4 protein-coding genes and 1 tRNA gene are annotated in these 14100 nt (G+C 46.3%); 4 read left to right on the forward strand and 1 reads right to left on the reverse strand.

From position 1 onward, the window contains the following. The first annotated feature begins 180 nt into the window (after positions 1-180). The 4 genes from HXT45_RS01770 to HXT45_RS01785 all read left to right on the forward strand — a co-directional run bounded on the left by HXT45_RS01770 (position 181) and on the right by HXT45_RS01785 (position 13078). Complete coding sequence (locus tag HXT45_RS01770; protein ID WP_421782045.1) at positions 181-9822, forward strand: fatty acid synthase subunit beta domain-containing protein; 9642 nt, start codon at positions 181-183, stop codon at positions 9820-9822. 345 nt (positions 9823-10167) lie between these two features. Continuing rightward, positions 10168-10683, forward strand: a complete 516-nt coding sequence (locus HXT45_RS01775) for a holo-ACP synthase (RefSeq protein WP_004132957.1) — start codon at positions 10168-10170, stop codon at positions 10681-10683. A 198-nt stretch (positions 10684-10881) separates the two neighbouring features. Beyond that, positions 10882-10955, forward strand: a tRNA-Gly gene (locus HXT45_RS01780). A 125-nt stretch (positions 10956-11080) separates the two neighbouring features. Further along, positions 11081-13078, forward strand: a complete 1998-nt coding sequence (locus tag HXT45_RS01785) for a GH25 family lysozyme (protein WP_421782269.1) — start codon at positions 11081-11083, stop codon at positions 13076-13078. Between the two features lie 114 nt (positions 13079-13192). On the opposite strand, the gene rfbA is transcribed toward HXT45_RS01785, so the two are convergent. Next, positions 13193-14092, reverse strand: a complete 900-nt coding sequence (rfbA, locus tag HXT45_RS01790) for a glucose-1-phosphate thymidylyltransferase RfbA (protein WP_016636204.1) — start codon at positions 14090-14092, stop codon at positions 13193-13195. Between the last annotated feature and the right edge of the window lie 8 nt (positions 14093-14100).

The following is a 14100-nucleotide window of genomic DNA, read 5'->3' on the forward strand; positions in this document are numbered from 1 at the left end:
GTGATTTTAGGGTGATTTGAGAATGATTTGGCAGCCGCGCAAAAGTCGCAAGCAGCCGCGGACGCGACTAGCAACAATTTCAAATAATCAAAGTCACAAATAAATCAAAGTCACAAATAATCAAAACACAAAACACAAATCTTAAAAATAAAACGTAAACCCACAAACAAAGGAAATAAAATGACAAAATACTTATTTGATGAGCTTGCACAAAATCCACATATTTTAGTTTTTGCAGGGCAATCCACGCCGTGGGTTCAAGCGTTAAAAGACGCGCAAAAAGATGAAGACTTAAACGCTCAGCTTCGCGAGTATAACAATTGCGCCAAAAAACTTCTAAACAACATATATGCGCAGCTTTTAGCAAACGCAGGAAAAGACATAAACGTATTCGACGCTTTAGAATCTGCAAACGAGCGCACGCAAGACGCTCAAATAAGCGTTCCAGGAATCACATTGGCGCAGCTTGCATCTGTTAGCGATTTTACGAATCTTGGGTACAATTTTGAAGTTTGCAAGCCAATCGCAAGTCTTGGGCATTCTCAAGGCGTGATTGCTGCAAAAATGGTAGAAGCGCGATTAGAGGCTGGTTCTTGGCAGGCAGCGCAAAGCAAAATCGCGGAACTTTTGGCGATTGCATACATAATCGGAGCGGCTGCAGATCGCGAAGCGCGGCTTTTGGAAATAAGCGCAAACGGCAATGCTACTCCAATGCTCTCATTAAAAGGCGTAACTCAAAAACAGGCAGAAGTCTTGATTTCTCGCGTGGATCGTAAGCGTGCCGAAGTTTCGATAGCAGTTAAAAATTCGCGAAATCACATGGTGTTATCGGGCTATCCGCAAGACATGGAGGCCGTTTTAAGCGAAGCGCAAAAAGAAGCGGCTCATTCTAAAAAATTACGAGATATGAAGATGCGCGGCGGATCGGTTTTTGCGCCAATCGCAGAGTACTTAGACGTTACAGTGCCATTCCATTCGCCAATGATGAGCAAAGCGGTAGATAACGCTGAAAAATGGGCAAAAGAAGCTGGATTAAATGCCGAGCTTACTAGAAGTCTTGCAAATCAAGTTTTAGTAGAACAAGTGGATTGGGCAAGTCAAATCAAAAAGACTTTGGCAAATCTGGGCAAATCTGCTAAAGATTTGTGGATAATCGACATGGGTCCTGGAGAAGTGCTTGGAAAGCTTACAAGCGTGCTAGTTCAGGGAAGTGGCGCTGGAATTGTAGAAGCTGGAACAATGGCGTATCGTGCTAATGCGTCTACAATGGATGCTTCTTCCGCAAATTCTTTGCGAACGGGATGCTGGGCGGATTTTGCACCACGCGTAGTAGAAACGCCATTAGGGCGCAAAGTAGTTACAAAGTTTAGCAAGCTAACGGGCAAGGCTCCTGTTCTTCTTGCAGGCATGACTCCAACAACCGTAGACCCGCAAATCGTTGCTGCTGCTGCAAACGCGGGATACTGGGCGGAGCTTGCAGGCGGTGGCCAAGTAACAGAAGAAGTGTTTAACAAGCATGTTGAAATGCTCCAAAAGCAGCTAAAAGAGGGAGCAACTGTAGAATTCAACGCCATGTTTATGGACCGCTATTTGTGGAATTTGCAATTTGGCGCCAAGCGTATAGTTCCAAAAAAGCGCGCTTCGGGAGCGCCAATCGACGGAGTTGTTATTTCTGCAGGAATCCCAGAGCTAGACGAAGCGAAGGAACTTGTTAAAACTCTTCAAGAAGATGGATTCCCGTATGTTGCTTTTAAGCCAGGAACAGTAGAGCAGATTCGTCAAGTTATTCGCATTGCAAAAGCTGTTAAGCCAGCAACGATTATTGCGCAAGTAGAAGGTGGATCTGCAGGCGGCCACCACTCTTGGGAGTCGCTAGACGATTTGCTTATTAGCACTTATACTCAAGTGCGCGAATGCAATAATTTGGTGCTTGTAGCAGGTGGCGGAGTCGGCACTCCTTCGCGAGCTGCCGACTACATTAGTGGCGAATGGTCCAATAAGTACGACTTGCCAAATATGCCAGTAGATGCTGTGATGATTGGCACTGCAGCAATGACGGCAAAGGAAGCGCACACAAGCCCGCAAGTTAAGCGCATGTTGGTGGAGACGCCTGGAATTACAGAAGCAAATGATGCGTGTGTGGAAGGTCTTGGCGCAAGTGAAGATCCGTTTGCTCCGATTGGCGAGCGCTGGGTGCCTTCTGGAAAGGTTGTTGGCGGAGTAACAAGCGGATTAAGTCATTTGCACGCGGATATTTACGAGATTGAGAATGCATCTGCGCGCTGTGGAAGGCTTCTTGTGCACATGATGAAGCATCCAGAAGAGCTTGAATTACGTAAAGACGAGGTTATTGCTGCTCTTAACACAACAGCAAAGCCATATTTTGGCAATGTTGAAAGCATGACATACCAGCAATTTGCCCAGCGATTCCTCGATTTATGCTACCCGTGGGCAGATTCCACGTATGCGGATCGATATGCTCATTTGCTTAAAAGAATCGAAGCGCGTTTTGCGTTGCAAGATTCTGGCGAATTTGAGTCAAGCTTGCCTTCTTCTAAAATCATTTTTGAAAATCCTCAAGAAGCTTTGAACAATCTTATTGAAAAGTTCCCAGATGCAGCGCAAACAAATGTTATTCCAATGGATGCTGCATGGTTCCCAACTTTGGTGCGCGAATACCCTAAGCCAATGCCGTTTGTGCCAGTAATCGACAACGATTTGCTTCGCTGGTGGGGCCAAGATCAGCTTTGGCAGTCGGAAGATTCGCGTTACTCGGCAGACGCTGTTCGCGTAATTCCAGGGCCGATTTCTGTTGCTGGAATAACAACAATGGACGAGCCAATCGCAGATATTTTGGGAAGATTTGAAGATGCGGTTATAAAACGTTCGGTTGCTGGCGATTCTAGAGTTTCTCTTGCGCAAAGCGCGTTTAGTCAAAGCGCGTTTAGTCAAATCGCGTGCGCAAAAAATGTTGAAGAATACGTGCGCGCATGCCCGAATATATCTTGGATTGGTCACCTAACTTCTAATCCTGCTTATAAAACGCAAAATAATAGCGAAAACTACGTTATAAGCGTTGTTAGTGAAGAAGATAGCGTAATTAAGCTTGATTTAGATATTAAATTAGACACATTCTGGGATGATTTAAGCGGCAATGATTCAAGTGCTAACGATTCAAGTGCTAACGATTCAAGTAAGGCTGATAATAGCAATAAGAATCATGCTGTGCGAAGCATTGTGATTCCGCTTATTGTAGATGCAAATCGCGCAGGGGGCGTGCCGGTAGTAGATAGAGATCGCTTGCCAGAGCACGTTTATAAGATGCTTGCAGCTACAGCAGGCATTGGAAACGTTGCGATTACGGGAGATGCTTTAAGCGAAATGCCTAAAGTAGATGAAAGCAGCAAGTCGCAAGAAGTGCCATTCGGCGTAGTAAAGTCTTCGTACACGCTTTCTAGAAATCTTGGAATCGATCACGAATCTGCTACAGCTGGGCGACTTTCGGGCGGATTACAGCCGTCTAGAATTGTTCCAGATGCGCTAGTTGGTCCTGCTTGGCCAACAATTTATTCTGCTTTGGGATCCGTAATGGTAAACGGGTACCCAGTAATCGAAGGCTTGCTTAACGCGGTTCATTTAGATCACCTAATAGAACTAGATGTATCTACAGACGACCTGCAAAAATATGTTGGAACACGCATAAACCTCACTGGTTGGGCAGAAGATTACGCCGAATCAGCTTCTGGGCGAGTAGTGACAATACACATAATTCACAATGCGCAAGACGGAACGCATCTAGCTCACGAAACAGAACGATTCGCGATTCGTGGTCGCAGCTACAGTGCAGCTCTGCCAAAGCCTGCTGCGCAATACGGAGCTGCCGCGGATTTGCACGAATATGATGTAGATGCAACTCCTAGAAGAATGCTTAGAAGAGTTGTTTTGAGCGCGCCTAAAGACATGACGGCATTTGCGCGCACTTCTGGCGATTTTAACCCAATTCACACTTCTTACAGAGGCGCTGCAATATCTGGGCTTAAAGCGCCGCTTGTGCACGGAATGTGGCTTTCGGCGGCAGCTCAGCACGTTGCGCAAGCCTTGGACGAAAAAGGCGCGCGCTACGAGTTGATTGGCTGGACGTACAACATGTACGGCATGGTGCAGCTTAACGATAAGGTTGAGATAACTGTTGAGCGCGTAGGAAAAGTTCGACGCGCAGGACTTGCGCTAGAAGTAACATGCCGCGTAAATGGGCAAGTTGTGTCTAAGGCCAGCGCTCTTACAGGCTCGCCGCGCGCCGCCTTTGTATACCCAGGTCAGGGTATACAAAAGCAAGGTATGTCGCTAGATGAGCGCGCAAAATCGCCAGCTGTGCGCGAAACTTGGCAGCGCGCCGATAAGCTTACTCGCGAAAAGCTCGGATTCTCAATTCTTGCTGTTGTTCGAGATAATCCTAAGGAACTAACAGCAAATGGCGTAACGTATCGTCACCCAGAAGGCTTGCTTAACTTAACGCAATTTACGCAAGTTGCGCTCGCTACTGTTGCTTTTGCACAAACTGCTCGCTTGCGTGAAGCTGGATGCGATATTTGGCCTGCCTACTTTGCTGGCCATTCGCTTGGTGAATACAATGCGCTAAGCTCTTTCGCTCAAATTATTCCGCTAGAAACCGTGTTGGAACTCGTGTTCCACCGCGGATCTACAATGCATCATTTGATTGAGCGAGATGCGCAAGGCCGATCCAACTATAGAATGGGAGCTTTGCGTCCAAACCAGTTTGGCGTAGGAGACGATGGCGTAAACGCGTATGTTGAAGGAATCTCTAAGCAAACTGGCGAATTCTTGCAAATCGTAAACTACAATTTGGCAGGTCAGCAGTATGCGATTGCAGGAACAATAAAAGGTCTTAAAGCTTTGGCCGAAGATTCCGCTAAGCGTGCTAAAGAATATGGTGGAAAGCCGCCGTTTATTTTGGTTCCAGGAATTGACGTGCCATTCCATTCCAAGCTGCTTAGAAAAGGTGTGCCAGAGTTCCGCGATAAGCTGGATTCGCTTCTTCCAAAGCATATTGACTACTCAGTGCTTGTTGACCGCTACATTCCAAACTTGGTTGCATGCCCGTTTGAGCTTACGCGCGAATTTGCGCAAAAGATTCTAGACGTTGTGCCTTCAAAGCGAATTGAAGCGGCTTTACAAGATGATGCAACTTGGGATTCTTATGCTGCAGACGAGCAAAAGCTTGGCAGATTGCTTCTTACGGAGCTTCTTTCTTGGCAGTTTGCTTCCCCTGTTCGCTGGATTGAAACGCAAGCGCTTATGTTCTCTAGCACTTCTTGCGGCGGATTAGGTGTAGAAGAATACGTTGAAGTTGGTTTAGCGAATGCTCCAACTTTGGCAAATCTTGGTACAAAAACGCTTGCATTGCCAGAGTTTAGTAGTCAGCGTGTTGCTGTTTATAACGTTGGACGAGACGAGAGTCGTGTTTATAAAACAGATACAGATTCGCTTGTGCCAGAAGTTTTTGAAGACGATGAAAGCACGGCTAATGAGCAGGCGGCTGCTGCTGGCGATTCTTCCCAGGAGGCCGCACAAAAGTCGGAAGCTTCCGCAACGGCAAGTGCTGCATCTGCTCAAATAAATGCAAATAATAATGCAAATAATTCTGTGCAAAATGTGCAAAATGCATCAAATGCAGTGCCAAATGTGCCATCTGATTCTGTTGAAGATATTGCATTTAAGGCGTCGGATGCTATTGAAATGCTGATTGCATACAGTGCTAAGATTCGCGCCGACCAAATTGGCGCTGCCGACACAACGGATACGCTAACAAACGGCGTATCTTCTAGGCGAAACCAGCTTTTAATGGACATAAGCTCCGAGCTTGGCGTGCCTAGCGTGGACGGCGCTGCGGAAGCTCCAATGAGTGCTCTTAGCAAGCTAGTAAACTCCGCTGCTCCTCGCTACAAGGCTTTTGGTGCCGTTCTTAGCGACATTGTAAGGCAAAGTTTGAGGTCGCTTTTTGGTGCAGCTGGCGTAAAGCCTGCTCAAGTAGATAAGCGAATTACGGAAGTCTATAAGCTTGGCGAAGGCTGGCGTGCGCACGTTTTGGCGGCGCTTGTTTTGCAAACGCGCTCTGGCGCAAGCGTTCGCGGAGGCGATTTGGCGCAGCTCTCTACGCAGCCAGCAAAGAACGCTTCTGCAGCTCAAGCGTTGATTGATTCTGCGATTAATCAAGTTGCTAAACAGCATGGAATTACTCTTGCTCAGCCAGGTTCTGCAGGATCTGGCGCTGCAGGTGGCGCGGTTGTTGATTCTGCAGCGCTTGACGCTTTTGCACAGCAGGTTGTTGGCGCGGATGGCGTTTTGGCTGCCACTGCTAAGTTTGTGCTAGCAAAGCTTGGTGTTGAAGAGCCTAAAGTGCAAGATGAAGCGGATGAAAATGCGGCTGTTGTTGCAGCTGTAGAAGCTGAGCTTGGAGCAGATTGGCCAAAGCAAGTAGAGCCTCGATTCGATGAGCGCAAGGCGATTCTTTTCGACGATCGATGGGCTAGCGCTCGCGAAGATTTGGCGCGTATCTACTACAATTCTGGGTATGATTCTTGCGCGAATAATTCCGAAGATCTTAAGCAAGTTAGCGAAATTTTGAACCGCTACGGTAGCTTTGTTGGATTAGGGATCGCAACCGCTCGCGAAGCTGAGTGGTTTGCTAAAAAGTGCAAAGATAATAAATTCAACGGTAATAATCGCAACGATAATAATCGCAACGTATTGTCTTCTATTTTTGAGCAAGTCGCAAAAGATGCACTAAAGTCTACTAGCGATTTGCCAAAGTTGCGCAATCATGAGCATTATGGAGACGATTCGCAAATCTTCTCAAATTGCTTTGAAGGAGACGTTGCTGTTGTAACAGGCGTTGCGCCAAATTCGATTGCAGCACGAGTTGTGACTGGTCTTCTAGAAGGCGGAGCTACGGTTATTGCCACTTCTCACAGCTTTAAGCCGAGTGTAAAAAAGTGGGCTAAAGAAGCCTACAGACTTCACGCAACAGCTTCGGCTAAATTGTGGCTTGTTCCAGCAAACTTGTCTAGTTATCGAGATGTTGACGCTCTTGTAAAGTGGGTTGGCACAGTTTCTAAGAAGGTTAGTGGCGCTACAACCACCATTTTGAAGCCTGCTTACAGCCCAACGCTGTTCTTCCCATTTGCAGCTCCGCCAGTTAGTGGAACTTTGGCGGATTCTGGTGCGCTTTTTGAATCGCAATCCAGGCTTATGCTTTGGGGTGTTGAGCGCGCAATCGCAGGATTTGCGCAAATCGGAGCAGATACAGATGTAAAGCATTGTATGCACGTTGTGTTGCCAGGATCGCCTAATCGCGGTATTTTTGGCGGCGACGGAGCTTATGGCGAAGTCAAGAGCGCATTTGACGCCATTGTTAACCGCGCGCATGCAGAAAAAGTGTGGTCGAATCGCGTAACTTTTGCTCATCCAAAGATTGGCTGGGTGCGCGGAACTGGCTTAATGGGAGGCAATGATCCTCTTGTGGAAGCTGTTGAAAGTCGTGGCTTAAAAACCTTTACAACAAGCCAGATGGCAAATCTTTTGCTTGACTTGTGCACTAAAGATGCGCGCGAGCTTGCTGCAAAGGCGCCTCTAGACGTTGATTTAACAGGTGGATTAGGCTCGGAGCCTCTTGACTTGAACGAGCTTAAAGCTCAAGCTTTGCAAGAGAATAGTCGTAAGCAGGCTAATCAGAATGCTGCAAACGATTCTTCAATCAAGTCTGAAGTCAAGTCTCTAAATAAGGCGCTTCCGTCTCCAAATATTCCAACTCAAGCAAGCGTGAACTTGGAAGATTGGAAGAACGTAACAGCAAAGCCGCAAGACCAAATCGTTATAGTTTCTGTTGGCGAGATTGGCCCTTGGGGTTCTGGTCGTACGCGCTTTAGTGCCGAGCAGTCAATCCAAGATGACGGAACGGTTTCGCTTTGTGCAGGTGCTGTTTTGGAATTGGCTTGGAGCATGGGCTTGCTAACTTGGCAAGATTCGCCAAAGCCAGGATGGTACGATGCGGAAGGCACGCTTGTGCCAGAAGAAGACATTGCAGAAAAGTATCGCGACGAGGTAGTGGCTCGCTCGGGAATAAGGCCGTTTGAGACTGGTATGGGCAGCGACTACAAAGACGGAGCAAACGAAGAAGAAGCCGAAATCTTCCTCGACCACGATGTGTCTTTCAACGTTGCTACAGAGCAAATTGCGCGCGAATATGTGGCGCTAGACGAAGAGCACACAGAGATTTCTAGCGACCCAGAGTCTGGCGAATGGATTGTTACGCGCAAAGCTGGATCCATGATTCGCGTGCCAAGGCGAGCAGCCATGACGCGCACTGTTGGTGGGCAATTGCCTAAGGGCTTCGACCCATTAAAGTGGGGTATTCCAGCTTCGATGGTTGGAAGCGTAGATCCGATTGCTCTTTGGAACATAGTCTCTACTGTTGATGCCTACATTTGCGCAGGATTTACGCCTTCGGAAATCTTGCAATCTGTGCATCCGTCTCTTGTTGCATCGACTCAAGGCACAGGATTTGGCGGAATGACGTCTATGCGAAAGCTGTATTTGGATAGATTCCTAAATCACGAAATTCCTACAGACGTGCTTCAAGAAGCGTTGCCAAATGTTGTTGCAGCTCACGTAATGCAAACGTATATTGGCGGCTATGGAAACATGGTTCAGCCAGTTTCGGCATGCGCCACTGCTGCAGTTTCGCTAGAAGAAGGCGTTGATAAGATTGCGCTTGGCAAAGCTGACTTTGTTGTAACAGGCGCGATTGACGATATTGGCGTTGAGTCCGTGGTTGGCTTTGGCAATATGAACGCTACTGCAAACAGCGAGGAAATGTACGAAAAGGGCATAAATCCGCGATTCTTCTCGCGTGCCAATGATCGCAGGCGTGGAGGATTCCTGGAAGCGCAAGGCGGAGGCACGATTCTTATTACGCGAGGAGATATTGCGCTTAAGCTTGGATTGCCTGTTGCTGGCGTAGTTGGATTTATTCACTCGTACGCGGATGGTATTCACACTTCGATTCCAGCTCCAGGATTGGGTGCGCTCGCTGCAGGATTGGGCGGCCGCGATTCCAAGCTTGTGCACGATTTGGCGGCTCTTGGTGTTACTCCAGACGATATTGCTGTTGTTTCTAAGCACGATACGTCTACAAACGCAAACGACCCGAACGAGTCCGAGTTGCACAATACGCTTGCTCACGCGATTGGGCGCACAAGCGGAAATCCGCTATTTGTGATTAGCCAAAAGTCGCTTACTGGCCACGCAAAGGGTGGCGCATGCGTGTTCCAGATTAATGGCTTGACTCAGCTGTTTAGAAGTGGTTGGGTTCCAATCAACGCTTCGCTTGATTGCGTGGATCCTAAGCTTGCGCGCGACGACCACATGGTTTGGTTGCGAAAGAGGATTCATATTGGATCTGTTAAAGCGGCTCTTGCTACATCGCTTGGATTCGGGCATGTTAGCGGATTCGTGGCGCTTGTGCATCCTGGTGCGTTTGAGGCGGCTGTAGCGTCTAGCGCTGGCGTGGATGCGCTTAACGAGTGGCGAGCAAAGGCAAATGCGCGTTTGGCTGCGGGCCATCGACTTTTGCAAGAGGGCATGATGGATCATGTGCAACTGTTTGAGCCTGTGGAAAATCGCCGTTTGCTTAAAGACGGCACGCGCATGCCAGATGGATCGCGCTACGATGGGCATGAGGCAGAAAAAGCTATGCTGCTAAACCCAGATGCTCGCTTAGATGCAAGTGGCTATTATTGCTAACGAATCGACCTGCCTTGTAGTGCGATTGTACCTAAAATACGGCGTGTCGCCATACAATCGCACTACAGTTCTGCGTGTTTTTGTAGTGCGATTGTATCAAAAAACACCAAAATTCAGTACAAACGCACTACATGATTACGCAAAGTGAGGTAGAGATTCGAGATTTTTCGACGCTATCGAGGTGTATCGTTAGCGCGGTCTAAGCGCGCGAACGTCTTCGCCGCCGTAGAAGCACACCGTGCTTCTACGCTGAGCGTCTCAGCGCGCCAAATTGCCTTCGCGCGCTACGCTTTAAGCGAAAAGGCAGGTCGTCGCGCGCTCTAGAGCAGTTAGGAAGTGAGTTCAATGATTGCAGGCATTGGTTGCGATGTTGTTAATGTTGCGGATTTTGCGCAACAAATGCAAGATGGCAATGGGTGGCGCTCGCTATTTTCTACGCGTGAGCTTAGGCAGTGCGCTATGCGAGCACACTTAAAAAACGACGCTGAGGCGATTCATGTTGCGGCTCGCTGGGCTGGTAAAGAGGCGGTTATAAAAGCGTGGTGCGAGGCGATGAGCACTCTTGGTTTGCAATATCCGTATACTTTAGACAACACGCCTTGGGCAAGCATTGAGATTTTAGACGATTCGCATGGATGCCCAAGCGTTCGGCTTAGTGAAGACGTTAATCAAAAGCTTTTAGAGTCATTGCACACGCCAGAGGCGACTAATCCGCAGGAATCCGCCAGCGCTAATGATGTTAATCGCGTAGATGGCGTAAAACGCCCTAATTGGCATCTGTCTTTAAGTCACGATGGCTTAGTGCAAAACTCTTCTGCTATTGCACTTGCGTTTGTTGTTTTGGAGTTACGCGAGTTTTAATCATAAAACCTTAATCATGCGAGCATGCAGCGAATTTTACGCATGAATGTGTATTCAATGTGCACTAAATGTGCAAATTTTCCGAGAATTGTACAATTTAGCGCGAGTGTCGAAAGTTGCTTTAGGTCTAAACAGTCTGTATAATTAATCGAGTTGCTGTTTTGCAAGGCAATTAATAGCTTGCAAAATTCGCATATTGCGGATGTAGCTCAATGGTAGAGTATCAGTCTTCCAAACTGATGACGCGGGTCCGATTCCCGTCATCCGCTCCACTTTTATTCTTACTTTTGTTCTTATTTGATTCCATTTTGTTTTCATGCACACATGTTTTAAGCTGTTTGCGCATGTTGGTATTGTTGTAACAGTTAAACACGTAAAACATGTGTCTGGAGGGATTTTGGGACAGTTTATTGTACGTGTAATTGCAAGTTTAGTTTCTATAGCAACAGCTCTTGTTGTAAATTCTGCTCCTGCGTTTAAAGTAGAAAATCGTTTGGATTTTAAGAATGTTGCTTCCAAAGTCGCAAATATTGCAGATAGCGCAGATGGTGAAAATAGTGCGGAATTGTCAGATAATGGCACTAACACTGTTGAAGAAGATCAATTAAATGCGTTTTCTAATGGCGATTCACGCAATGATTCTAAGTTGCCTAAAAAAGTGGCATCTTCCTTTACAAACAAAGACGAAGTTGTGTCTTCAAAGTATGCGATTGCAGATAATGGAGAATTAAAGTCACTTAAAACTGGCCAAACTATTACCGATTCTAAGCTTGTTGGAACTAAAGATAAGCAGCCAGATCCACTTGCTAAAAGTAACGGTGAGCGTTTTACGCCTATAACTGTTGGCGATTTGCGAAAAGAGATAAAGCGCGAAAATTCGAGCAGTGCTAATTCAGATGTAACTAATTCAGATAGTACTAATGCTGATTCTTCTACCACCAATAACACTCAGATTTCTAGCAAAAAGCATGTTGAAAATAAGCGTTCTCTTAGAAAAAACAAGGTTGTTCTTATAAGCTCTAATCAAAAAAATCCCCAAGAAACTGACTCAAACGAAAAGAGCCAGGAGTCACAAGCTTTAGAATCTAGAACATCCACGTATACAACTTATGGCTCGGTGCGTAAGATTTCTTTGCCAACAAACGGCTTTGGCACTAGGTGGGGAGACTACAACGGAACTCAGGCATTCTATGATGGCAATGGAAGCCTGTTTGCGTACAACGCCAGTGGTGTGATTGATGTTTCCGAATATCAAAAAGAAATTAACTGGGCTGCAGCTAAGGCAGCTGGCGTAGAAGGCGCGATTATACGAATTAGCTACGGATGGGAAAACGGCTACGATAAATACGCTTTGCGAAATATTAGAGAATGCAAGCGTTTAGGCATTCCATTTGGAATTTACATGTATTCTTACGCCGAAAAACCAGAAGATGGCGCTAACGAGGGCGCAGACGTTGCAAGTCTTCTTAGGCGCGCAGGCGTTAGTCCAGGCGACCTTTCTTATCCTGTTTACTACGATCTTGAAAAATGGGTTTGGGCTGGCCACACTGCTCCAACTAGCCCATACGTTTACCAAAACATTGTTTCGTCTTGGTGGAATCAGCTGTATAGCGCAGGATACACAAAACTTGGCATTTACTCATATGCAAACTATTTGAGAGGCCCGCTTAATTCGCAATACATTCACGATCGAGCAAGTTGGGTTGCTAGCTACGGCGCAACTCCGCTATTTAACATTAGAACGGCGTTGCGCGGATGGCAGTACACGTCTAAGGCTCGCATATCTGGTATTGATGGAAATGTTGATGTTAGCGCGTTTGGAACTGGTCCAAATTCTCCAGTAACGCAAACTAGCGTAGACTTTACGTGGATTATTCGCAATAACGATATTGCTGTTGGAGCTGCTGTTACAGGCAATTTGAATAGACGCTTGGAATATCGTTGGCTTTCTTACGATTTGTATAATAAACAATGGCATACAATATCTGATTGGAGTGTTGGCAATTGGGCATCTTGGGTAACAAGCAATGGCGATTATTGGCTTCATTGCGAGGTTCGCGATGCTTACACTTATAAGTCTCTTGGAAGTAAAACAATTGCCTTCCGCTACCAAGTAAACAATCCTGTTGAGCCTGAGTTTGTTGAAAAAACGATTGTTTCTGGAACTTACGCAGCTTGGCAAGGAAGTAGCGTTCTCTTAGGCGCTGTAACGAATAATCCTAGTGGATATACGATTATTAAGATTTACGATTACAACGCTAAGCAGTGGGTGAGCCAATTTAAGGGGCCATGGGCTTTGTGGAGTCCTCATCCTGGAATTTATTGGACTCATTTCGAAGCGTATTCAAAAGATGGTAAGCTTCAAGACACTAAGACTTATGCTTTTGGAGTGTGATTCTTAATCTTTATGTAACTTTATGTAAAGATAGAAAAAGTCAGTAAATAAAATAAAAAGACCGTGCGTAAACAGCTCGGTCTTTTTGTTAAATTAAGTTATTAATTTATTTTACTAATCTTCAAACAAATCTTTAGATATAATAATGCGATTTTCAGCAACCTGCTTTAAGTGCTTGCCATAATTGCTTTTACCATATTTTTCTGCCGACTCAAGCAAACGCTCGCGACTAATCCACTGATTTTCGTACGCAATCTCCTCAAGAACTGCGATTGGCAGCCCTTGCGCTCGCTCTATTGTGCGCACAAATTCGCCCGCTTCGTAAAGCGAGTCCATTGTGCCAGTGTCTAGCCACGCGTATCCGCGACCAAGAGTCATAACGTTTAGCGAGCCATTTTCTAAGTACATTTTGTTAAGGTCTGTAATCTCAAGTTCTCCGCGCGCGCTCGGTTTAACTTGTTTTGCAAACTCTGTAACTCTGGAATCGTAGAAGTATAAGCCTGTAACAGCATAGTTTGATGCTGGGTGTTCTGGTTTTTCTACTATGCTAACGGCTTTGTGATTTTCGTCAAATTCCACAACACCGTATCTTTCTGGGTCGTCTACGTAGTAGCCAAATACTGTAGCGCCGTGTTCTACGTGTGCAGCGCGCTTTAGAATTGCTCCCAAGCCATTTCCGTAGAATATATTGTCTCCAAGAACAAGCGCGCAAGAATCGCCATTTATAAACTCTTCTCCGATTATAAATGCTTGAGCAAGTCCGTCTGGAGATGGCTGAACTTTGTAAGATAAGTTGATTCCAAATTGCTCTCCGCTTCCAAGCAGCCTTTCAAAATTCGGCAAGTCTTGAGGAGTAGAAATCACAAGAATATCTCGTATTCCAGCCATCATAAGCACACTAAGAGGGTAGTAGACCATTGGCTTATCGTAAACTGGCAAAAGCTGCTTAGACGTTACGGTAGTAAGTGGGTACAGGCGTGTGCCAGAACCGCCAGCAAGAATAATGCCTTTCATCTTTGAAA

The organism is Gardnerella sp. DNF01199S (assembly GCF_049244155.1).
Classification (GTDB): Bacteria; Actinomycetota; Actinomycetes; order Actinomycetales; family Bifidobacteriaceae; genus Bifidobacterium; species Bifidobacterium piotii.